The sequence below is a fragment of the Marivirga sericea genome, from assembly GCF_900177665.1.
Classification (GTDB): domain Bacteria; phylum Bacteroidota; class Bacteroidia; order Cytophagales; family Cyclobacteriaceae; genus Marivirga; species Marivirga sericea.
The window spans coordinates 438,058-461,245 of the sequence record NZ_FXAW01000003.1; the positions used below are offsets into that span (position 1 = coordinate 438,058).

The following is a 23,188-nucleotide window of genomic DNA, read 5'->3' on the forward strand; positions in this document are numbered from 1 at the left end:
TAATTTAGAAAATGAGCAGAAAATTCTATATTTCAATATCAAGCTGTCTCCCTTCTTCTTCCGCTTCTTTATCTTTTTTGGAGCCTATAGCTATCCCAACCGCAAAACCAATGGGAAGACCAATTCCTATAAAACCGTAATTATTCAATGAGGCACCAAATGCTACACCTAGGGGAATTCCAAATGCACTCATCCCAATTGCCATCCACATATTTCTATAATGGTTTTTGGCAACCAAGTTCATTTCTTTTTCAACAATTTTTAAAATATTCTGATACGATTTCGCTAATTGAGCAGTTAATAACTTTTTAGATTCAACTTGGTTAACTTTTTTGATTTCTTCATTGATCGAATCAATAATCAATTCAGACATTTTTTTCTCTTTTAGCGCATTATTTAATTGTAGGAATTTTTGGATCTGCTTCGATAGGCTTTTAGTATGTACTCCTTGATATTTAGGATTGAATTTATTTAAAGGCATCTTTTCTATTTTAAATCCTAAATTATATATCTCAAACCCAATTAAAAAATAATACTGGCGGTAAAAGCAAAATCATAGCTAAAATTGTAAATATAACGATAATAGGTAAGGCCCATTTTAGCCATTTTTCATAAGGAATCTTAGCGATGGACAGTACTCCCATGGTAACACCAGAAGTTGGGATTATTAAGTTTGAAATACCATCACCAAACTGAAAAGCCAGAACCGCAGTTTGCCTCCCTATTCCCAAGATATCACTGAGGGGAGCCATTATAGGCATAGTGAGCGCTGCTTGTCCGCTACCAGAGGGCAGAAAGAAATTCAATGCACTCTGCACAAAAAACATAACTTGAATAGAAGCATAATCTGGAATTCCTTCCGATAAAGAAGCAAGGCTATGCAATATGGTGTCAATAATATTTCCATCTGTTGCCAAAATTAAAATACCCTTTGACAGAGCTACCACTAAAGCAGCAGGCATTAAATCCTTTGCTCCTTCTACTATAGCATCAATCGTTTTCTGCATTCCTAACTTTCCTATTATTCCAGAAATAATACCCAGCCCAACAAAGAGAGCTGCAATTTCACTGATGTACCAATCCCAACTATTGACTCCATAGATTAGTAATACTAACCCAAGTCCGAAAGATGTCAGAATTAGCTTTTGCCTTCTCGTAAAGTCTGTGTTTTCAGCGGATTCAGTAAGCTTGATATCTGTTAAATAATGTTTTCTTTTGCCTTTATCAAGTAAATTACAATAGCGAATGATGAAAATATTCACTGCCAGAGTGAAAATTAGCCAGACAAGCAACCTATATTCCATTCCGCTAAATGGAGCTAACTCTGCAATTCCTTGTGCTACGCCAATGGTGAAAGGATTAGCAAAGGCACCTGCAAAACCTGCTCCTGCTCCTAAAAACGGAATCGCTACCCCTACCAATACGTCATAATTTAATGCTCTGGCTAATGGAATGGTAATTAGAACGAAGACTAAAACCTCCTCACTCATGCCGAAAGTAGCTCCAGAGAGGGAAAACAAAGAAATAATAATCGGTAATATCCACTTCTTACTTTGAGGATATTTCAGGCTATACTGCACCACGTATTGAAGTGCCGCATCAATAGCTCCAGTTTTATTAATAATCGCAAAAGCCCCACCCACCAGCAATATGAAGGCTATGATTTGTGCAGCAGATTGAAAGCCTTCTATTGGCGCTTTTAATAGATCGAATAAACCTTGTGGATTCTGTTCAGAGTAAGAAAAAGTATCCGGATCAATCACCTCCCGGCCGTTTACCAGTACTCTATCATAATTTCCAGCGGGAATAATCCAAGTCAATAAGGTGAAAACAATAAGAATAAAAAAAATGATGACGAGCGTATCCGGAAGTCTTTTTATCATTGCGGAAATTTAAATTTCTCGTTAGGAAGGTAAATGTTTAATTCAATGTTTTTTGCCCCTAACAATGTATTTTGAGTTTCTGATTGTTGATCTGAATTTCTAAAACTAACGACCTGCCATTCTCCAACCACAGTGGCAGAGTCATCCTGTATAAACAAAGCAGTTGATTCATCAATACCAAAACCAATATGGTCTGGCACTTCCAAAACTGCTGTTAAAAGCCTATTGTATCGGCTTCTGTAGATAAAATGCTGATCTATTATGATTTTGTCTGGTAATAAGCCTAAACCCTCATCAAAAATGATATTATCCTTTTCAATTGTGCGGAAGGTAGGGTGATATTCAGGATGTTTTTTTTCATCACCTGTAATCATTTTTTTACTCATAACAGCCGCCCCCGCACTTGTCCCGGCTATAATTGCTCCTTTTTCGTAAGCTTTTCTGATAGCTATTCTTTCTGGTTCACTTAATACCTCCATTAATCGTCTTTGATCGCCTCCAGCCATGTAGATTAAAGAGGCATTTTCTATAGAATCCAGTAATTGATTTTGCCCTTTGGTGTAGTCTTTCAAATCAGCTAATCCTTTTTCAGCAAACTGTTTATTCGCATAATAATAGGCGGAATCATCAGCAGAGGCCATCGGTAAAATATAGCCATAACCTTCCTTTAAATTAGCTAATTCAATCAGCTTATCAATCATCTCGGAAGGTCTGGAGCCTCCTCCTATTACGAATAGACCACCTTCGGGTAGATTTTCGATGGACGATTCTTTTCCTTGCTTTGTTTGACAAGAAAAAATTGTAGATATGATAATGAAAAGGAATAGTTCTCTCATTTTATATAAATCATTTTACTTCAAAGTATTTATCACTATAAGGCAGCAATTACTAATTGCATTAAATATACGATTATGAAACAAACAAATGTAAATGAAATTCTGAAAAAAATAAGCCGGAGGTAGAACCCTCCGACTCATAACCTAAATAATAAAAATTTAAAAATTTAAAGCAAGCCCACGTGGAGAGCCTTCCGCTACGAGTACTGTTTCAATTCCAGAACCGTCAAAATTAGCTGATTTAATTCGCCCGGCAGAACGATCAGCCCAATAGACTTTACTTTCTTCCGTGTTTATACTAATCCCATATGTCCTGCTACCATTAGCACCAATAGGTTCAATTGTGGCTACAGTAACTATATCAGAGTTATCGTTCAAGCTTACACTCTTGAGCCTATTATCTTCAGGATCGTCATAAACTGCCTGATCCCCAAAATACAACTTTTGATTTACTGGATCCACGGCCATTCCATATCCCCAACTACCTGCTACAAAAATTTCTAATCCCGAACCATTGGTATTAGCTACATAAATATTTTCTCCAACTGGGGGTACATTTACATCTGACACGTAAATTTTCCCATTATAAACTGCAATACCTTCAGGTAATTCTAAACCTTCGATCACTGTTTCTACACTTCCAGATCCATCGAGATTTCCTCTCTGAACGACTCCATCAGTACGATTTGTCCAATATACTTTTCCAGATTCAGTGTCGACAGCAACACTTCCAATCCCCGTTACTCCTTCATATAACACTTCTGGACTACTACCATCTAGATTCATCATATTAAGGCTCAAATTATCGTCATCAGCATAATATAGTTTTCCTCCATCTCTGTCAATAGCTAATCCATTGCCAAATCCGTTTAAATCAGCAGTAACATTTTGTTCTCCAACACCAATGATCTGTAACATATCTGAATCCATGTAGTACAGCGTAAAATCAATGTCCACAGATTGCAACAAGGCCAACTCCTGTGCTGACTCCTTGATTTCACCACTGCTAGTAGTTAAAACCACCAGTTTCACTTCGTATTCGCCAAATGCTTCATAAGTATGAACAGGTGAAACCTCTGAAGAAGTAGTACCATCGCCAAAAGACCATGTATAACTAGCAGAGCCAGCATTTTCTGGAATAATTGATTCATTGGTGAATTGAACTCTCCTTTCGTCTTCATTCAACACCTCAACCGAGAATTTTGAAACTGTGCTTGCTGGGGGCACAGGGAAATCATCGTCTATGGATGAACAAGCCCCCAGCAAAGCAGTAAAAAGAATTATTAATATATATCTCATAGAAACCTAATTATTAATTTATGGGAACTACCACTAAACCTCTATTAACTCTACCTTCATCTGCAGAAACCAAAGTCTCAACTTCTGAACCATCTCTATTGGCTCTTTTTACACTACCGTCTCTGGTCGACCAGTAAATCTTAGAAGTAACATAATCAATTCCGATACCATAGGTATAATCATCAGTTCCCACTACTTCATTAATATCAGAACCATCAAATGCTGACGATAATAAATTATTTGTATCAGCATCGTCAAAGATTAAGATATCATTTTCAGTATCTACAATGACAGCGTACCCAAAACCAGCGTCCCCGTAAGCTAATAGGCGCTCCAAATTTGATCCATCTGCAGCAGCTTTCCATAATGTTTCAGCATCAAAGTCTACGCAGGTAAAAAATAATTCGCCATTGTGAAAAGTTAAACCCTCTGGCAAGAAAGCTACTGGTTGCACACCATCGCCTATTGCATTTGCCAAATCAGTTGAGTCGTATAAAACAGTTTTTGCTCCCGTAGCTAAATCAACAGATAAAATCTCATCAGCACCTCTGTCAGCCACAAATAATTGTGAAGCATCTTCATTTACTGCCAATCCTCTTGGACCAGCAATATCCTCTGCTACAACTTCTTGCCCACTTCCGTCTGGGTTAACTCTAATAACTTGTCCATTATCATCATCACTATAATATATTTTATCATTGTTTTCATCATAAAAAACCTGAATGGTGTATCCTGTAGTTTCAAAAGCTGTTTCTATAGTGGTTTCTAGACCTAAGCCAGATATTTTTTGCATAGTGAATACATCGCCTGTATTATCAGCAAAGTAAATTTCTACAGGATCTGCTTGTGGCTCCGGTTCAGCAACAGTGACTGTTTCCTCTGCCGTTACATTACCTCCTTCTCCAGAAGCTACTAATGTAACCGTAAAATCGCCTGCAGATTCGTAGGTATGTGTTGCATTTTCCCCTGAACCGGTACTTCCATCACCAAATGACCAACTAAATGAATTTGCATTTTCTGACGAGCTAGTAAAAGTAATTTCTTGCCCAACTTCCGGTGTATTGGGAGCGAATGTAAAGCTTGCCGTTGGTTCCGGAGTAGGTTCTTCCTCCTCGCCTTCATCGCAAGCTGTGAAAAACAAAATACTTAGCCCTAAGAATAGAGACCATAATTTCGAGTAGTTTAATAGATTTTTCATAATTATTTAGTTTAAGTATTTTTAAAAATTGATTTAGTAATCGTCATTCTGAAGCATATCGGGATGTTTATTAGTATCTATTTCTGATTGAGGGATAGGAAATCTGAGCTTATTGGGATTACTGATTTCCAATGTAGTTTGGGCCCGATTAGTCCTCACTAAATCATGCCATCTATGTCCTTCAAAAGCTAATTCTTTTCTTCTTTCTTCTGCAATTGCCTCTCTAAGTGAAGCTTGACTTGTAGCTTCAAGATTTGAAAGTGAATTTAACTCCGCTCTATCTCGGACCTCATTTAAGAAATCAAATGCTTCTGAATCTGGAGCGTATCCCTGTTCATTTATGGCTTCCGCTGTAATCAAGTACATTTCAGATAATCTGGTGACAATTAAATTATCCACATCATTTTGAAGACCTGTATATTTATTGCAAAAAAAGTCTCCTCCTGCATTGCCGACAGAAACTGAAGCTCTTATATCCTGATTATCGTAAAGATTATAAACACTCTCTGTTGCAGCCGCTTCATATCTACCAGATGCTAAAAGCCAGCGTGCAATCGTATTAACATCATCATCGTTTAAGAAATCGATCTGAAAAATAATCTCGTTACTGCTGTTGGTTTCATCAAAAATGGAAGCATAATCTTCTACCAATTCAAATCCAAAGTTGTTGATGACGCTTTTTGCGTAACTTGCCGCTTCAGCCCAGTTTTCTTTGTAAAGATGAAGGCGAGCCAGTAAAGCTTTTACAGTAGGCTCATCCACTCTTACACTGTTTCCTCTACCTGCTCCTGCCAAAAGTGTTTCTGCTACTTCTAAATCATTCTGAATAAAACTGTAGGTCTCGTTTTCAGATGCTCTTCCAATAAAAATCTCCCCCTCAGATGCACCGGAAACCGCAGTTTCTCTCAATGGAACGCCTCCATACATTCTAACCAGATTAAAATAGCATATTGCGCGAATGGTTCGCATTTCTGCTTCTGCCCTGTTGGCTTCAGCTTCCGAAACCCCTTCAACAGTAGCGAGATTATCCAGTATATTATTTGCCCTGTTAATTACATCATAATGTGCATTCCATACTGCTTCAACATATATATTAGTACTAAATGGATCATTATCATCAATGGTAATATAGTCAATTTTCGACCCCACTGCCTCTAAATTATCTGCAGCCAGATCGGAAATTACTAGGTAATCTAGGACGATTGCTCCGCTCTGCATTCCATCGTAAACACCATTAATGGCAGCATCCAAGCCTCTTTTATCAGAAATGGCATTCTCTGCTAAAACTCTATCGTAAGGAGGTTCCACATCTAAAATCTCGCACGAACAGAGAGAAATGATCAAAGCGTAAATTATTATATTCTTTATGTTTTTCATCTTGATTAGTTTTTAAAATGAAATATTTATACCTGCTGTGTACATTCTAGGTACAGGAAATGTAAAAAAGTCAGTGCCTTTCCTTGTAGCGTTTGAGCCTGAATAGTTCACATCAGGATCCATACCAGAATAAGCAGTAAGCGTCAATAAGTTTTGAGCACTAGCATATACTCTGACTTTCGACAGTTTATATTTTGAAACTAAATCAGTCGGAAGACTATAACCTAAGGTGATGTTTCTCAGTCGAAAGAATGAGCCATCCTCAATGTAATGGGATGTAATTTCATTGTTAAATCGACCATTAATTTTAGGCACATTGGTGATATCGCCAGGCTCTTTCCACCTTCTCATTATCCGAGTAGTTTGATTATCATTACTACCCAAGGTCATATTTTCTGTGTATTGGCGAGTTCCATTAAAAACTTCGTTCCCGTAGCTAAATTGACTAACAATAGATAAGTCAAAACCTTTGAAATTGGCGTTAGTACTAACTCCCCCAATAAAATCAGGATTAGGGTCACCAACAATTTGCCGATCAGCATCTGTTATGTTTCCATCATTATTAACATCATCCATCACTAGCTCCCCTGTGGATGGATCAACCCCTAATGATTCAAACATGTAGAAAACCCCTAATGGTTGCCCTTCAATAACCGCATTATTTCCTCTTCCAATATTGGTGATTGGCTGTCCATTATACAGTGACAGAATCTTATTCCTGTTCAATGACATATTTCCGCTAACTGACCATTGCAACTCATCACTTGAGATAATATTCGCATTCAATGCAAACTCCAATCCTCTATTTTCCATCTCCCCTATGTTTTCATCATAGCCTGCATAACCTGAAGAACCCGGCAATGGTCTGAACTGCAAAAGGTCAGTAGTAATATTGTAATAAGCATCTGTAGTGAAATTTATTTTTCCGCCTAGGAAAGCCATGTCAAGACCTGCATTATAATTTGTGGTTACTTCCCATTTCAGATTAGGATTTGGGATTTGGGATGGAATGATCCCCGGATTTCCAAAATAATTATTTCCAGAGCCATATAGTGCTAAAAATCTACCTCTACCAATTTTATCATTTCCTAGCTTTCCGTAACCTAGCCTTAATTTTAGGTCATTGAAAATGCTTTGGGTCTTCATAAAATCTTCCTCAATCAATCGCCAACCAAGAGAAACTCCTGGCAGTAACTGATAACGATTTGCAGGAGCTATGTTTGAGCTTCCGTCTGCTCTTAAATTGAGTGTCAGAATATACTTATCTTCAAAAGAATACATAAATCTTCCGAAATAAGAATTAATCGCATATTCACTACCGCTAGCACTAGCTGTTTCAATATTTCCTGCGGAAGCAACATATCTTAAATCATTAGAGGGGAAATTATTTGCTCTCATAAAATCGAATCGATCGCTGATTAACTCAAAGCTTGACCCTACCAAAGCAGTAATATCATGTTGATCATTAATGTACTTATTATATTCAAGTGTCGAATTCTGTATAAATTTCGTGACTCTTGAATTGGCGTTAATTCCGATCCCACCACTTTGAGCTCCTCTTCTTGTTGTAGTTGGTTCATACCTTCTTTCCATCAAATGAGAATAATCGACCCCGACCTGATTTCTAAATTTGAGATTATCCGAAATTCTGTAGTCCCAACCCACATTGAACAAAGTTCTAAAGGATTGCGCCACATTGTCTGCTTCAGTACCATTTGCTACTGGGTTATCCCAAAAGCCTTGCTCTACAAAATTTCCGTTTTCATCATAAATGGGATGAATTGGTGGCTTAGAAATCGCATTTGGTAAAACCCCATTGATAGTTTGATCCCCAGGAACTCTATTATTCTCTGAAAAACTAATATTGAGTTTAGTGTCAATATTAAGTCTGTCATTAACCTTATGATCTAAATTCAGTCGACCACTGTATCTTCTATAATCGGTCCCAATTAAAATTCCTTCTTGATCAAATAGAGCTGCAGAAGCATAAAACTTAGTTTTTTCACCGCCACCAGATGCGCTAATTTGATGATTCTGAATCGGAGCAGTTCTAAACACAGCATCTTGCCAATCAGTATTAATGGGGTTATCATTAAGCTGCTCTTCTGAGTATGGAGGAGCTGCACCTTCATCAGCAGCTATGTCATTAACATATCGTTTAAATTGCCCTGCACCTAACAAATCAAGTCTTTTATAGATTTCCTGAGTACCGTAGTAGGATTCTAAATTGAATTTCGTCTTTCCACTTTCTCCGGTTTTAGTAGTAATTAAAACAACACCATTAGCTCCTCTGGCACCATAAATTGCAGAAGCTGAAGCATCTTTCAACACAGAAATAGATTCAATATCGTTAGGGTTCAAATCGGATATAGCGCTAATCCCTTGCCCTTCATATCCAATTTGCCCAAAATTACCGGCTGAAATTGGAACGCCATCCACTACATAAAGCGGCTGTGTTCCTCCTGAAATGCTATTTTGACCCCTCACCTGAATAGAGAGTGCAGCACCAGGAGTACCAGAGTTTTGATTAATCTGAACTCCTGCAACTTTCCCCTGTAGTGCCGAACTTAAGTCTGGATTAACAGTATTAGAAAGCTCTTCGGATTCTGTTTGCGCCACAGAACCTGTTAGCAGTTTTCTATCAACTGATCCGTAGCCGACTACTACTACTTCAGACAACTGAGAAATATCTGAATTTAGAACTACATTAATGGTACTTCTTCCATTTACTGCCACCTCTTGAGTTTTCATTCCAATAAATGAATACAGTAGAGAAGCCTCTTTATCTACCTCCAATTGATAATTTCCATCAAGATTGGTTGTGGTACCCGTACCACTGCCTTTTATCATGACATTTACTCCCGGTAGTGGCAAGTCATCCTCAGCGGATGTGACAGTACCTTTTACAAGTATGGATTGGGCATTTATATTAAATACAAACGTACAAGTAGCAACGAATACTACGAGCGCTCTAATAAAAGTTCTCATAAGAAAAACATTAAGTAATAATATTAGAAAATAATCTAGACGATTAGATTTAGATATGCCTTAGCTTACAACTAAGGAAATAATAAAATTGAGTTGGACTAACAATCAAATATAGGCTGCAAATTCATTAGTGTTAATGATTTGCTTGCTTGCACCGGGATGGGCTTGCTTGACCTGTATGTTTTTGAAAATTTCATGATCTTATCTCAATATTAAATAATTGATACGTAAAACACAATTAAATCAATTGGTTTTTAACATTTTAATAAAATATTTTTTACCGTTGACTACGTCTGAAAGCACCACAATATATTGAGAAGAGGGCAAATAACCCACATAAAATTCTCTCAAACTATGATTTTGCAGTATTGAATCAAATACTAAACTACCTTCCATTGTAGAAACTTGAATTTTGTAGTTCTTAGAAGAATTATTTCTTAATTTCAAATTACTTTGAACAGGATTCTGCAGCAATTTCACTCCTAAATCTAGAAGCTCATTACTAGAAAGCACCTCCTCTTCCTCAAATTGATAATCTTCCTGCTCAGTGGCAGCAACATCACCAATTTCAAACTCTATTCCTCTTACAATCTTATAATTCAAACTATCAAAAGCATACTGGAGCCTACTACTACTTCCTGAAACCTTTTGATCTGTTTGCGCATATTTAGTTCCAAAATTCTCGACTAGAACCGATGATAAATCTCCATCTATCTTAAGAATTGCGCGATCATTTTCATTTAAGGTATAGGATAAATAGGTATTGCCCGTCAAATAAATACCATATGACAAATTCTCTCGCAATACACGATCCACCACAGAAGAAGTGATGTTTTCATAATAGTCTTTATCATCTAAGCCATAAGATGCTGTGATAATACTGAAGTCTTTCATTAGCCCTAGACCATCTGAGAATTCTATATCTCCATAATAAGCATTGAAAGGATCCTGGTAAATATTATTAGCATAATTTTCACCTAGTTGATTTGCAACTGAACCTAGAAACACATTGGTTATTTCATTTCTTGTAATGTGAGCTGCCAGTAATTCTCCGGTTGCTCCCGAATTAAAATATTCGATTAAATTCCCCGGCTCCAAAAAGATTAGCAAACTGCTTTCCCTAATATTATTTCGCAAAGCAATTTGTTGATCTTGTTCTTCATCAGCTGACAACTCCAAAAGGACAATTTCCGAAGAGGTATTCTCTGCTAAAAACTGTTTATAATCAGCTATTTTACTATTATTAGGTTTACTTACCAGCAGAATTTTCATGCCTAATTTTTCACTGGAAATAGCATCTTGTAATATATTTCTGGTATTACTCAGTATACTTTCGGAAGTAGCAAAGACTTGGTAATAAGGCAAAGAAGATTCAGGCTGACTCATTTCTGACAAATTTCGCTCAAGTACCTGCGATGTATTTAAATCGTAGGATTGTGCATGGGTTAACTGAATTGCGCTCACATTGCTATTCGTAATCTTTCCCTCCTGAATTTGAAAATCTTTTGGGTGATAAATTGATGCAGCTCCAGTGCCATAAACTGTCCCAAAACTTTGAGTATTTATACAAAAGGCCGTTCTATCATCAATTCCTATCCCTTTAATCAATTGACTATTTTTATCGAACCAATTGGCCAAGAAGCCAATTAATCTGGGTGTTCTCCCTCTTTCTACAAAATGGGTATCAAAAATATAATCCGGATAAAAAGAAAGGAAATCATTTTGAAGTTTCATGAATTCACTATTAATATCAGTCAGAGCATCATACGGATAGGCTGAGCCATTGGAAGCTGTAAACATTACCCCTGATAGGATTGCCATTCCTGCACTTGTACCTCCTATTACTCCCCCTCTGCTGTAAATTGCTTCAATGGCCGCCTGTACTTCAGTGTCTTTATAGTATTCGTAATATCTGCTTTGATCTCCTCCTTTAAAAAACAATCCATCATATTGATTGAGGCTATCAAACATGTTGGATTGATTTGCTAAATCTCTGGAGTCAATTTTAATATTGACGGCTTCATTAGCACCTAGACTGACAAAATAGTCTGGCAGCCAATTATCCGCATCTGAGTAGCTTATAATACCGATCTTCTTATTCTCCGCATTATCAACCATCCATTGATAAGGAGTATCACTCCAACCTCCATCAATTTCCCCTCCTCCACCAACTAGCATTAGATTCCCTTGAGCTTGGAGACCAAAAGAGAAAAGGCATAAGTATACAACAAGAGATATTCTAAAGTAGGAATTAAGGCGCATGAGTTATAGTTTAATTGTTAGGAATTACTAATTTGCGAATAGCAACGCTCCTTTTAACAATCAAAAATTGGTTGTAAACCCAATAAATTTAGGCTTTTGCAAGGCGCTTCAAAAGAAGAGAAGCTGGATTGATATGTTTGATTTTTAAAAATCATTTCATCAAATAAATAAAAATCCCCTGACATTCGCAAATATCAGGGGATAGATTTATTAGAATTCTAAAAGGATTCCCTGTACATTAGGAATCATCACACTATCAATAACTTATATAGAGAAGCTTTCTCCGCACCCACAAGTTCGGGTCGCGTTCGGATTGATGAACTGAAAACCATTTCCATTCAACCCATCAGAGAAATCAAGAGTCGTTCCTAGCAGATAAAGCATGCTCTTTTTATCAACTAACAGTTTTACACCTTTATCCTCAAATATTTCGTCTCCGTCCTTCACTTGGTCGTCAAAACTCAAATCATACATCAAACCAGAACACCCGCCTCCTTTTACAGAAACCCTCACATTGCTAGCATCACTGTGTCCCTCTTCATTTTTTAATTTGCCTAATCTGTCTTTCGCTTTGTCTGTAACAATAATCATGACTGTAAATATTTATATTATGATACCGGATTTAATACAACACTAAAAACGGTAATGGTATTACGATCTCTTCCGTAGTAAAGTTTGTCTAAACTATCTAAAATATTGCTTGCCCTAAAATAGGAAGTATGCAATTGCTTATCATCTTTTGTTTGCCACTGTATGGTATAAGAGCTTTCCCTTTCCCTATAGTTTTTCACATAATCCTTCATTTTCTTCAAGGCTTCCAATTTATCATAACCCATTTCAGAGTGAAATAAAAAGGATTGGTTGTGCCTTGGGTTGATAGTTATCAAGTCAAGTTTTACTTTCCCATCCTGTGTACCAAACTCAAAAACGAGCTCACTATCATTTAAACCTAGATAGTTAATGATTTCTTTCTGCAGCTTGGCACTTTCTATATGTATGTCTGTTGATGTTTCCATCCTAATTTTTTTCCCGTATTAAATTTAAATAATCATCTTGAGTATCCCAACTTTTTTATCCGTGGAAAAGTTTCTGCATTTTTGCATTCTCAAATGCAAAGTTAGTCAATAAGTCTTACAAAATTAAAAAGGATGTTGAAAGTAGAACATATCGGAATAGCAGTCAAAAATATGGAAAGTGCTAATTCACTTTTTAGCAAATTATTTAATAAAGATCCATACAAACTAGAAAAAGTAGAAAGTGAGCACGTATCCACCTCTTTTTTCCAAATGGGAGACACTAAAATTGAGTTGTTAGAAGCTGAAAGTGAGGATAGTGCGATTGCTAAATTCATTGAAAAAAAAGGCGAGGGAATCCATCACATTGCTTATGAAGTAGAGAATATCGAATCAGAAATGAAAAGATTGGCATCGGAAGGCTTTCAACTCATAAACAAAGCGCCTAAAAATGGAGCCGATAATAAATTAGTCTGTTTTTTACATCCAAAAAGCACTAATGGCGTATTAATAGAACTTTGCCAAGAAATCAAAAAATGATTATTGGTGCTGAATAGAATTATAATATTTTAGCTTCTTCTTTCCTTTTCTGGTTTGAAAAGAACTTTTATTACAGGCCGAAAAAATAAATGCGCCTAACAGCAAGAAAATGAATATCTTAAAAAGTTTCGTCTTCATAATACAAAAGTAAAAAATTCAATTTAGAAACTCAAAAATACTAAAATGAGCGATCAAAATAGAACAGAAATAAATAAACTAGGTGAATTTGGTTTAATCGATAAAATCGCAGAAAAGTTCAGCAAACAGAATAATTCTACTCATTATGCCATTGGAGACGATGCTGCGGTTATTGATGTAGGCGATCATTTTCAACTTGTCTCAACTGATATGCTTTTAGAAGGTGTTCATTTTGACCTTTCTTATTTCCCATTACATCATTTGGGTTTCAAATCTGTAGCGGTAAATGTATCTGATATTGCGGCCATGAATGGTATAGCAGAACAAATCACCGTTAGTTTAGCGCTGAGTAATAGATTCTCTTTAGAAGCCATTGATGCTTTCTACGAAGGTGTAAAAGCAGCATGTGATGCCTATAAAGTTGATTTAGTTGGTGGAGACACCACAGCTTCTCCGTCAGGATTAATGATTTCAGTTACTGCAATAGGAAGAGTTGATAAAGATAAAATAGCCTACCGATCGGGTGCCAAAGTAAATGATATTGTCTGTGTAACGGGAGATTTAGGCGGTGCTTATATGGGCTTGCAAGTCCTAGAAAGGGAAAAACAAGTGTTTTTAGCGAACCCAGAAATGCAACCACAGCTTGATAATTATCAATACATAGTAGGAAGACAATTAAAACCTGAAGCAAGAATGGACTTGGTCCATGAGCTTTTGGATCTGAAAATAGTACCAACTTCCATGATCGATATTTCAGACGGTTTAGCTTCTGAACTGCATCATCTTGCCAAAAATTCAGATGTGGGAATCAATATTCACGAGGATAAATTACCATATGCTAGCAATATGCAAGAAACTGCTATAGAATTCAAATTAGATCCTAATACAGCTATTTTGAATGGTGGGGAAGATTATGAATTGCTATTTACCATTTCACAAGATGATTTTGAAAAAGTAAAAAAGCATCCTGATATCCACTTTATTGGCTATGTAAATGAGAAATCAAGCGGCCTGAATATGGTAACTGCAAAAGGAAATCCTATTCCTTTAAAGGCTCAGGGCTGGGATCATTTTAGTTGAGAATACTAAGCATTAAACTGTAATGCAATTGAACCATAAAAGAAACAAAAGGACAGCTTGAAGATGTCCTTTTTGATAATTAGTCTTCTTATGATAATAGATTGCTGATTAAAAATCTTCTTGATCGCTTTCATAAAGCAATTTATAAAAATGTTTTGGCAGCAAAAACCTCAAAAAATAGCTTTTTCATTCACGACTGGGGTTCCTGATTAATGCAATTGAGAGCTACTTAGCTGGTAGCAAAGCCTTGTTTCTAATTAAAAACCTTCTGCATCCAAGCGGCTAATTCCATTAATAAAGCAATACCCATATGTACAACTATGCCTCCCCAAATATTTTTGCTTTGGTAGGTCAATACACCTAGTATATATCCGCCAAAAAATGAGCCTATGGTTTCACCTAGTGGTTTACCGTAGTGTAAGGCCACATATAAACCTACCATCGGTAAAATAGCCCTAGGTCCTAAAAAGGCAGTAAAAGCAAGTACCATAAAGCCACGAAAAAGAAACTCGGTAGTCACAAAATCCCAAGCATAGAAGATTTCAAAAACCACTGCTCTGAGTTCTACCGACCAGCCCATAAATTCATAGGTAGAAGAAAAGCGTGGGTAAAAACTCCTAAAGCTCTCTTCAAATGAAGCTCCTGCAATTAAGGGGATCATCAAGAGAATAAGCGGAAAATATTGCCCGATCTTTCGAACGGAAGTGCGTAAGCCGTAAAAGTTATCATTACTCTTCTCGAATTTCAAATAGTATATTAAAATCGGCAGCATCATTACAAAAATACTGGTGACTTGTGAGCTAACCTTATACATATAAAACCGGTCTTGGTATTCGAACAACTCTCTGGTTATATCTTTATAATACTGAAAACAAACATCAACTGTTAATACTAGAAGCATAAACAAGCTTTTCGCCATAAATGCTTTGTCATTAAATAGATTAGGGATTGTTTTAAATCGGTAACATAGAAACACTATACCGTAAAAAATAATGGAGAACATGATAAAATGTGCCAAATAGGGCAAGGAATCAGGTTTCAATCTGTCCATCCATTTCTCAAATCTTATATCCATTATAAGATAGTTGAAGGCAGTAAGGATGGCGATGAATATACTAATGGAAATGTATAGTCCTGGGGGGTGCTTAACTTCCTTGTGAAAATCCGTAAAATAACGCCAAATCGTTTTCATTTTTGTAAAGTTGAAGCTTTTGAAGTCTTGCATTGATGGTAATTGCGTACTATCAGATAGCAGTTAGCATTGACTAGAAAGCCTACTCTATGATGGTAGCGATTACCAAAACACCTATCCTTTCGCAAAAGCTGATAGCGCTTGATATACCTTATGAATCGGAAGACCCATTACAGTGAAATAAGAACCTTCAAGCTTTTCGATATGCGTTAAGCCAATCCCTTCTTGTATTCCGTAAGCGCCTGCTTTATCAAATGGTTTATGATTCCTGATATAATCCCAAATGACCTGGTCTTCGATAGGATTGAAATACACTAAAGTCTCATCAGAATACTTCTCAAAATTTCCATTAACCAAAATACAAAAGCCGGAAACTACTTGATGAGCTCTTCCGCTAAGCTTACTTAACATACTAAAAGCTTCATCATCATTTTTTGGCTTTTCCAACAATTCATTATCAATTAAGACTGTGGTATCAGCCGTTAAGATGATATGTTCATTATAATTCGTATCAGCAGCAAAAGCTCTGGCCTTCTTTTCTGCTAAAAAAGCGGCAACTTCGATATGCGGCATCTCTGCGGGATAAGATTCTTCCGTATCCTTCGCTTCAACAGTAAACTCAAATCCTGCTTTTGCTAAAATCTCTTTTCTTCTGGGTGACTTAGACCCTAAAATAATTGGGTAGTTCAAATTCATCTTCTTGTATTGATCCAAATAAAAAACCACAAATCGTTTTTGGATAGAAATAAGTTGATTTCTGAGGCATGGTGTAACCTGTATTACAGACCTTTTTTACTTGCTCCATACTTATTTCCTTGGTGATAAGCGCACATTGCACTTCTTCCTTGAATAGCTTACGGATACAAGCCGTAAAATTTCTTTCGAACTGAATAGACTCTGAACTTCTTTGTTCTTTTCCTTTTATTCCTAAAATCTGTTCAATGAAGAAGTAATGTAAGACCGTTAAATCAAGGTGCTTCACTTCATCCGGGAAATTCCACTTTAGTTCTGAAATTTTTTCAGGCTTCAATCGGATTTTAAAGGTGTTTTCTTTAAACAAAAGACCAAAAGCCCATTTTTTTCCTAAAATAATTTCATGAACATCTTCAGGATTTTCAAGTGGTTTAATAATAAAATTCTCTTCTAATTTCTTTAATATCTCTTTCTCTGAAAAATCAGGAATATCCTTTATTAACCGATGAGTAGGCAAAATTCTTAAATCATCAGAATCTGAATTGGTCAGATACATCATATGAAAATTATAGCTTTCTTGCCCCGTATGGTTTGGATTCTGCTCCCTCATCTTTTTTCGATAAAGCAATGAGCCCTCATAGCGGTGATGGCCATCTGCTAAAATAATTTGTTGAGGCGCAATCTTCGCTATGAATTTTTTAATGATTTTAGCATCATGGATCACACTTACTACCTCACGCACTCCCTGATAGTCTTCCAGCTCCCCTAATGGCATTTGCATGCTTTCATCCATATAAGGTTCCAATTCGAAATCTGGATCAGAATATAGCCCGTGAGTAGCACTCACATTCAATTGGGTTTTATCCAACAACTCTATTCTATCATTGACAGACTTCGGGATGGTATTTTCATGACGCAGGATGACGTTCTCGTCCCAATCATAAGCCTTAATGAATGTAATGAACCCTTTACGAACCAGTTCTCGAGAGGACCCTGGTAAAGTAAAATACTGGTAATACACATAAATCCCCGGCAAAGGATCTTGTTTTATAATACCCTCTGATTTCCATTTAGCTAAACGATCAGCTGCCATATCAGACGATTCTTCACCTCCTTTGGGTACTGACAAATGAATACTATTCAAAGAATTTTTATAGAGGGCTTCCCTTTGCTTAGCCGATACCACGTCAAACAAAGGGCTTGTTAAATTTTCAATTTCCTTCTGTAGCTCAGCATTGTAACGCCAGGCTTTAATAGGCTTAATTTCCGCCATTATGGGATTACTATATTAAATTTCACAATTACATTTAGCACTTAAGAATGGGCGATCATTAAAAACCTCCAAATATTATCAAGAGCGCTATATTTACAACCTATTTTTTTTCCACAGAGATACCTTCTTGTCGTTTTCTTCCTGTGCTGTCTGTTTCTTTTTTCTTTCTGACCATAATTTCACGGCAAGAGCAGCTGCAATTTCAGATTCCACATCAGAGATTTTTTCGTCTAAATCACTTGGCTGGAAGTACTTTTCTATAAATTTAGTATTGAAATTTCCGCTAGTAAATGCTTCATGTTTTAAAACATATTTGCAAAAACTCAATGTTGTTTGTATCCCTACAATTTCGTACTCATCTATAGCTCTAATCATTCTATTGATAGCCTCTTCTCTATTGTCTGCATAAGTAATAAGTTTAGCAATCATTGGGTCGTAATGAATAGGAATATCCATTCCTTGCTCAAAACCATCATCAACTCTCACACCGGTACCTTGCGGCCTTTTATATACTTTCAATTGCCCAATATCAGGCAAGAAATTATTTTGAGGATCTTCTGCATAAACTCGAACCTCCACGGCATGGCCTGTGATACTTAAATCTTCCTGTCTTATAGAAAGCGCTTTTCCCTCTGCTATTCTGATTTGCTCCTTTACTAAATCAACTCCAGTTATTTGTTCCGTAACAGGATGTTCTACCTGCAAACGAGTATTCATTTCGAGGAAGTAAAAATTCAACTTATCATCCACAATAAACTCAACAGTTCCCGCACCGTAGTAATTACAAGATTTAGCCACATCTATAGCCGCTTGGCCCATTTGTTCTCTAATCTCTGGAGTCAAAACACTTGAAGGAGCTTCTTCAATTACTTTTTGATGTCTTCTTTGAATGGAACATTCTCTTTCAAACAGATGCACCACATTTCCTTTTTGGTCTCCCAGAACCTGAATTTCAATGTGGCGTGGTGAAGTCACAAACTTTTCGATAAAGACGGCTCCATTTCCAAAAGCATTTTTCGCTTCACTTACTGCCCTGTCCATTTGCGATTCAAATTCAGCAGGGTCTTCGACAATCCTCATCCCTTTACCACCACCACCAGCACTGGCTTTAATTAAAATAGGATAGCCAATTTCATCGGCTTTTTCCTTAGCGAATGGAATGTCAGTAATGGCTTTATCCAAACCAGGAACCAAGGGCACATTTCTCTTTAGAACAGCTGCTTTAGCAGAAAGCTTATCTCCCATTACTTCTATCGACTCAGCCGATGGCCCAATAAAAATAATGCCTGCCTTTTCCACTTGTCTGGCAAAATCTGCATTTTCAGATAGAAACCCATAACCAGGGTGTATGGCATCAACTTTTAAGTCTTTACAGGTTTGAAGTATTTTATCTATTCTTAAATAACTCTCAGCAGAGGCAGGAGGACCCACACATACTGCTTCATCGGCATAACGTACGTGAAGCGCATTCCTATCAGCTTCACTATATATCGCCACAGTTTTAATACCCAGTTCACGCGCTGAACGCATTACTCTGAGGGCAATCTCTCCTCTGTTGGCAACTAAGATTTTTTTAATATCTGGCATATCAATAAGTCGTTCAATATCAAATAAAAATTGAAGTACAATGCTACATAATTATTGTCTTTTTTACTAAAAAATAAGCCTTAAAAGCAGGGAATCAATTTTTTAGGTAGCAGCTTTTTTGTTACCTTTGACGATTGATTAGAAAAAGTATACGTACATTAAAATAGATAAACGTGGATTTATTTGAGAAATTGAAGGTGGATCGCGGACCTTTAGGTAAGCATTCAAATGTAGAAGAAGGTTATTTTATGTTCCCCAAATTGGAAGGAGAATTATCTCCCCACATGAAATTTAGAGGGAAAGAAGTTTTAACCTGGAGTTTAAATAATTACTTAGGGTTAGGTAACCACCCTGAAGTAAGAAAAGCCGATGCCGAATCAGCTGCCAAGTGGGGATTAGCTTATCCGATGGGCGCTAGAATGATGTCTGGTAATACATCTCAACATGAAGAATTAGAGAGGCAATTAGCTGAATTCATCAAGAAAGATGATGTAATGCTATTAAACTACGGTTATCAAGGTGTTTTATCTGTTATTGATGCCGTAGTGGGTCGAAAAGATGCTATTGTATACGATGCGGAATGTCATGCTTGTATTGTTGATGGTGTACGTTTACACATGGGCAAAAGGTTTGTCTACCCACATAATGATATTGAAAGCCTAGAAAAGCAGTTACAAAGAGCTACAAAGCTAACCGAGGAAACTGGTGGCGGTATATTAGTAATTACAGAAGGTGTTTTTGGAATGACTGGAGCGATGGGTAAAATAAAAGAAACACTTGCCTTAAAAGAAAAATATAACTTCCGTCTTTTATGCGATGATGCACATGGTTTCGGCACAATGGGTGAGACTGGCGCAGGAACCGGAGAACAGCAAGGTGTTATGGATCAAATTGATTTGTACTTCAGCACATTTGCTAAATCAATGGCAGCAATTGGCGCATTCGTTGCCGGTGATCCTGAAATTGTAAAATTCCTTAGATACAATATGAGATCGCAAATTTTTGCAAAGTCCCTGCCGATGCCAATAGTTGAAGGCGCATTGAAGCGTTTAGAATTATTGCGTGACCAGCCGGAGCACAAAAAGAATTTATGGACGATAGTCGATGCCTTGCAAGATGGGTTAAAGCAAAAAGGTTTCAGTATCGGGACTACTCAATCACCAGTTACTCCAGTAATGTTAAATGGAACGGTTGGAGAGGCTGCAGCATTAGCTTACGACTTAAGAGAAAATTTCGGTATCTTCTGTTCAGTAGTAATATATCCTGTAGTGCCTAAAGACACTATTTTGCTAAGATTAATCCCAACTGCCTCTCATAGTTTGGAAGATGTGGACCGTACAATTAAGGCATTTGAAGCAATAAAAGATAAGCTAAAAGAAGGTCATTACAGGGAAAATGAGCTTGCAAAAGCCTTTAAAGAGTAATTTTTTAGGAAAAATGTTGCTCTAGTTGTTGTTTTTATATGTTTTTACCTATATTGCTTTCAATTAAATAATTTATTTAGTCAACCGTAAACTAAAATAAGAATGAAAAGATTCGAACAAGTAAGAGACCTTATCATGGGTCTAGAAGGTGATTTTGAAAAGTTTTACGACAAAGAGAATCAGGCAGCTGGTACTCGCGTAAGAAAAGGAATGCAAGAGTTGAAAAACTTAGCGCAAGAAATCAGAATTGAAGTTCAAGATATCAAGAACAAATCTTAATTAGAATTTGAATGATTTCGAAAGAGGCTGGCAGTTTTGTCAGCCTTTTTTTTTGACTTATTTTTAATGATCATTATACAAAATGATTTCAAAAAGCATTTAAAATGACAGCTATTCAATCTAAACTACCTAATGTTGGTACAACTATATTCACTGTTATGTCTCAAATGGCAAGTGAGTATAATGCCATTAATCTTTCCCAAGGGTTTCCTGATTTTCCTGTATCAGAAAAATTAATAGATTTGGTTTATCAAAATATGCAAATAGGCCATAATCAATATGCACCTATGCCTGGTTTACCGCAGCTCCGAGAAGCTATTGCAGCGAAAATAAAAAATACTGGAGGCATAAAACTAAATACTGAGACGGAAATTACGGTTTCAGCTGGCGCTACTGAAGCTATCTTCTCCAGTGTTTTAGCAACAGTGAATCAAGGCGATGAAGTTATTGTTTTGGAACCTGCTTACGATTGCTATATTCCTGCTATCGAACTAGCGGGAGGAAAAGTTATACCTGTTGGCTTGAATCTGGCTGACTTTAAACCTGATTGGCAGAAAATACAAGATAAAATCACGGAAAAAACTCGAATGATTATTATCAATTTCCCCCACAATCCTTCAGGAGCAATTTTAACTGAAACAGATGTAGCTGCACTGAAAAAAATATTGGAGGAAAACCCTCAACTTCTTATTCTTAGCGATGAAGTATATGAGCATATCATCTTTGATGGAAACACTAATTTAAGTGTCCTGAAAGATGAATTCTTAGCAAGTAGAAGTATAGCCGTTTCATCTTTTGGTAAGACTTTTCATGCTACCGGCTGGAAGATAGGGTATATGGTAGCTCCGGAAACTATTATGAAGGAAATCAGGAAGGTACATCAATACAATTGCTTCTCAGTACATACGCCAAGTCAGTTTGCTATGGCCGAATACTTACAAAATGAGCAAACCTATTTGGGCGTGAGTTCGATGTATGAAAGAAAGAGAGAGTTCTTTCAAGAAGCAATGCAAAAATCTAAGTTCAAAGTAATTCCATCTTACGGTACTTATTTCCAATTATTAGATTTCAGCGAAGTCTCGGATATGGACGACATGGAATTTGCTCAGTATTTGATCAAAGAAAAGGGAGTTGCCTCAATTCCAGTTTCAGCCTTTTACTCTGACCGACAAGACAATAAATTACTTAGATTCTGCTTTGCCAAAGGAGAAGAAACACTACAAAAAGCAGCAGACATATTATGCAAGATTTAAAAGTAACGCTTATTCAAACAGCTTTGCACTGGCAAGACAAACAAGCTAATATCTCCATGTTAGAAGAAAAAATATGGGAGATTGAAGAAACAACTGATTTAATTATACTACCCGAAATGTTCAATACTGGCTTTAGTATGGAAGCAGAAAAAATGGCTGAACCCATGAATTTACATACTTTCAAATGGATGCGACAGATGGCGAGCCAAAAAAAAGCAGTAGTAACGGGGTCGTACATAGTGAATGATGGTGGAAAGTATTACAATCGCTTAATTTGGATGCAGCCTGATGGAAACTACCACACCTATGATAAAAGGCATTTATTTAGAATGGCCAATGAAGATGAGCACTTTTCAGCTGGCCAAAAAGATTTGATAGTAGAGCTAAATGGCTGGAAGATAAAACCCTTAGTTTGCTATGATCTCAGATTCCCTGTTTGGAGCAGGAATGTCTCAAATAAACAAAAGAATTTAGAATATGATTTGCTACTTTTTGTTGCCAATTGGCCCGCTGTTCGCGTCAATGCATGGGATATCTTATTGCAAGCACGAGCTATTGAAAATGTAAGCTATTGCATTGGGGTAAACAGGATCGGAGATGACGGCAAAGGGATTGCACATAACGGCCATTCTGCTATTTATGAACCAAAAGGAAGTGCTCTATATTTCGCTGATAATAGGGAAGAAATTAAGACTATAACTTTATCTGCTGCAGATTTATTAAGATTTAGAGAAAAGTTTCCAGCTCAATTGGATGCTGATAGGTTTGAAATTAAGCATTGAGATCTATTATGATTAATTTCAAATTCGTCAACATTTAAGCCATACTGCTGATGAAATGAGTGCCAAAAGAATAAGATAAAAACTTTTGTAT

General features: G+C 36.7%; 20 protein-coding genes. 6 read left to right on the plus strand and 14 right to left on the minus strand.

Annotated elements, in window-relative coordinates; all coding sequences use genetic code 11:
* Window positions 1-25: 25 nt before the first annotated feature.
* The 10 genes from B9Y84_RS09565 to B9Y84_RS09610 form a co-directional block, all read right to left on the minus strand.
* Window positions 26-481: a hypothetical protein gene (locus B9Y84_RS09565; RefSeq protein WP_221406420.1), complete on the minus strand. Its 456-nt coding sequence runs from the start codon at window positions 479-481 to the stop codon at window positions 26-28.
* Window positions 482-512: 31 nt separating this feature from the next.
* Window positions 513-1,883 (minus strand): YfcC family protein, encoded by a 1,371-nt coding sequence (locus B9Y84_RS09570; protein WP_085516862.1) that lies wholly within the window; start codon window positions 1,881-1,883, stop codon window positions 513-515.
* Entirely contained in the window at window positions 1,880-2,719 is an 840-nt protein-coding gene (locus B9Y84_RS09575; protein ID WP_085516863.1) for a cyanophycinase, read from the minus strand. The genes B9Y84_RS09570 and B9Y84_RS09575 overlap by 4 nt, the downstream gene beginning before the upstream one ends.
* A gap of 159 nt (window positions 2,720-2,878) precedes the next feature.
* Window positions 2,879-4,018 carry a PKD domain-containing protein gene (locus tag B9Y84_RS20915; protein ID WP_085516864.1) on the minus strand — a complete coding sequence of 380 codons (1,140 nt, stop codon included), beginning with the start codon at window positions 4,016-4,018 and terminating at the stop codon, window positions 2,879-2,881.
* A gap of 13 nt (window positions 4,019-4,031) precedes the next feature.
* On the minus strand, window positions 4,032-5,216 hold the full coding sequence (locus B9Y84_RS09585; RefSeq protein WP_085516865.1) for a PKD domain-containing protein: 1,185 nt from the start codon (window positions 5,214-5,216) through the stop codon (window positions 4,032-4,034).
* Window positions 5,217-5,249: 33 nt separating this feature from the next.
* Window positions 5,250-6,593 (minus strand): RagB/SusD family nutrient uptake outer membrane protein, encoded by a 1,344-nt coding sequence (locus tag B9Y84_RS09590; RefSeq protein ID WP_085516866.1) that lies wholly within the window; start codon window positions 6,591-6,593, stop codon window positions 5,250-5,252.
* 12 nt (window positions 6,594-6,605) lie between these two features.
* A complete protein-coding gene (locus tag B9Y84_RS09595; RefSeq protein WP_085516867.1) occupies window positions 6,606-9,581 on the minus strand; it encodes a SusC/RagA family TonB-linked outer membrane protein in 2,976 nt (991 codons plus the stop codon).
* A 243-nt stretch (window positions 9,582-9,824) separates the two neighbouring features.
* Window positions 9,825-11,843, minus strand: coding sequence for a cyanophycinase (locus B9Y84_RS09600; protein ID WP_085516868.1), 2,019 nt, complete (start codon window positions 11,841-11,843; stop codon window positions 9,825-9,827).
* A 264-nt stretch (window positions 11,844-12,107) separates the two neighbouring features.
* Window positions 12,108-12,434, minus strand: a complete 327-nt coding sequence (locus B9Y84_RS09605; RefSeq protein WP_085516869.1) for a HesB/IscA family protein — start codon at window positions 12,432-12,434, stop codon at window positions 12,108-12,110.
* 17 nt (window positions 12,435-12,451) lie between these two features.
* Window positions 12,452-12,859, minus strand: a complete 408-nt coding sequence (locus B9Y84_RS09610) for a hypothetical protein (protein ID WP_085516870.1) — start codon at window positions 12,857-12,859, stop codon at window positions 12,452-12,454.
* 132 nt (window positions 12,860-12,991) lie between these two features.
* Here B9Y84_RS09610 and mce point away from each other — a divergent pair, with 132 nt between their 5' ends.
* Both mce and thiL read left to right on the plus strand, forming a co-directional pair.
* A complete protein-coding gene (mce, locus tag B9Y84_RS09615) occupies window positions 12,992-13,396 on the plus strand; it encodes a methylmalonyl-CoA epimerase (protein WP_085516871.1) in 405 nt (134 codons plus the stop codon).
* 183 nt (window positions 13,397-13,579) lie between these two features.
* Entirely contained in the window at window positions 13,580-14,614 is a 1,035-nt protein-coding gene (thiL, locus tag B9Y84_RS09620; RefSeq protein ID WP_085516872.1) for a thiamine-phosphate kinase, read from the plus strand.
* Between the two features lie 253 nt (window positions 14,615-14,867).
* Here thiL and B9Y84_RS09625 read toward each other — a convergent pair whose 3' ends face one another.
* The 4 genes from B9Y84_RS09625 to accC form a co-directional block, all read right to left on the minus strand.
* The gene (locus B9Y84_RS09625; RefSeq protein WP_176223762.1) at window positions 14,868-15,806 is read right to left on the minus strand and encodes a CPBP family intramembrane glutamic endopeptidase; all 939 of its coding nucleotides are present in this window, start codon (window positions 15,804-15,806) and stop codon (window positions 14,868-14,870) included.
* A gap of 114 nt (window positions 15,807-15,920) precedes the next feature.
* Window positions 15,921-16,502: a Maf family protein gene (locus B9Y84_RS09630; protein WP_085516874.1), complete on the minus strand. Its 582-nt coding sequence runs from the start codon at window positions 16,500-16,502 to the stop codon at window positions 15,921-15,923.
* The gene (locus tag B9Y84_RS09635; protein ID WP_085516875.1) at window positions 16,468-17,772 is read right to left on the minus strand and encodes a DUF1015 domain-containing protein; all 1,305 of its coding nucleotides are present in this window, start codon (window positions 17,770-17,772) and stop codon (window positions 16,468-16,470) included. The genes B9Y84_RS09630 and B9Y84_RS09635 overlap by 35 nt, the downstream gene beginning before the upstream one ends.
* A gap of 93 nt (window positions 17,773-17,865) precedes the next feature.
* The gene (gene accC, locus B9Y84_RS09640) at window positions 17,866-19,359 is read right to left on the minus strand and encodes an acetyl-CoA carboxylase biotin carboxylase subunit (RefSeq protein ID WP_085516876.1); all 1,494 of its coding nucleotides are present in this window, start codon (window positions 19,357-19,359) and stop codon (window positions 17,866-17,868) included.
* Window positions 19,360-19,532: 173 nt separating this feature from the next.
* Here accC and B9Y84_RS09645 point away from each other — a divergent pair, with 173 nt between their 5' ends.
* From B9Y84_RS09645 to B9Y84_RS09660, 4 genes are all read left to right on the plus strand, one after another.
* The gene (locus B9Y84_RS09645) at window positions 19,533-20,783 is read left to right on the plus strand and encodes an aminotransferase class I/II-fold pyridoxal phosphate-dependent enzyme (RefSeq protein ID WP_085516877.1); all 1,251 of its coding nucleotides are present in this window, start codon (window positions 19,533-19,535) and stop codon (window positions 20,781-20,783) included.
* A gap of 102 nt (window positions 20,784-20,885) precedes the next feature.
* Window positions 20,886-21,062, plus strand: coding sequence for a hypothetical protein (locus B9Y84_RS09650; RefSeq protein ID WP_013453717.1), 177 nt, complete (start codon window positions 20,886-20,888; stop codon window positions 21,060-21,062).
* Between the two features lie 104 nt (window positions 21,063-21,166).
* Window positions 21,167-22,315, plus strand: coding sequence for a methionine aminotransferase (locus B9Y84_RS09655; protein WP_085516878.1), 1,149 nt, complete (start codon window positions 21,167-21,169; stop codon window positions 22,313-22,315).
* Entirely contained in the window at window positions 22,303-23,097 is a 795-nt protein-coding gene (locus tag B9Y84_RS09660) for an amidohydrolase (protein ID WP_085516879.1), read from the plus strand. The genes B9Y84_RS09655 and B9Y84_RS09660 overlap by 13 nt, the downstream gene beginning before the upstream one ends.
* Window positions 23,098-23,188: the final 91 nt, after the last annotated feature.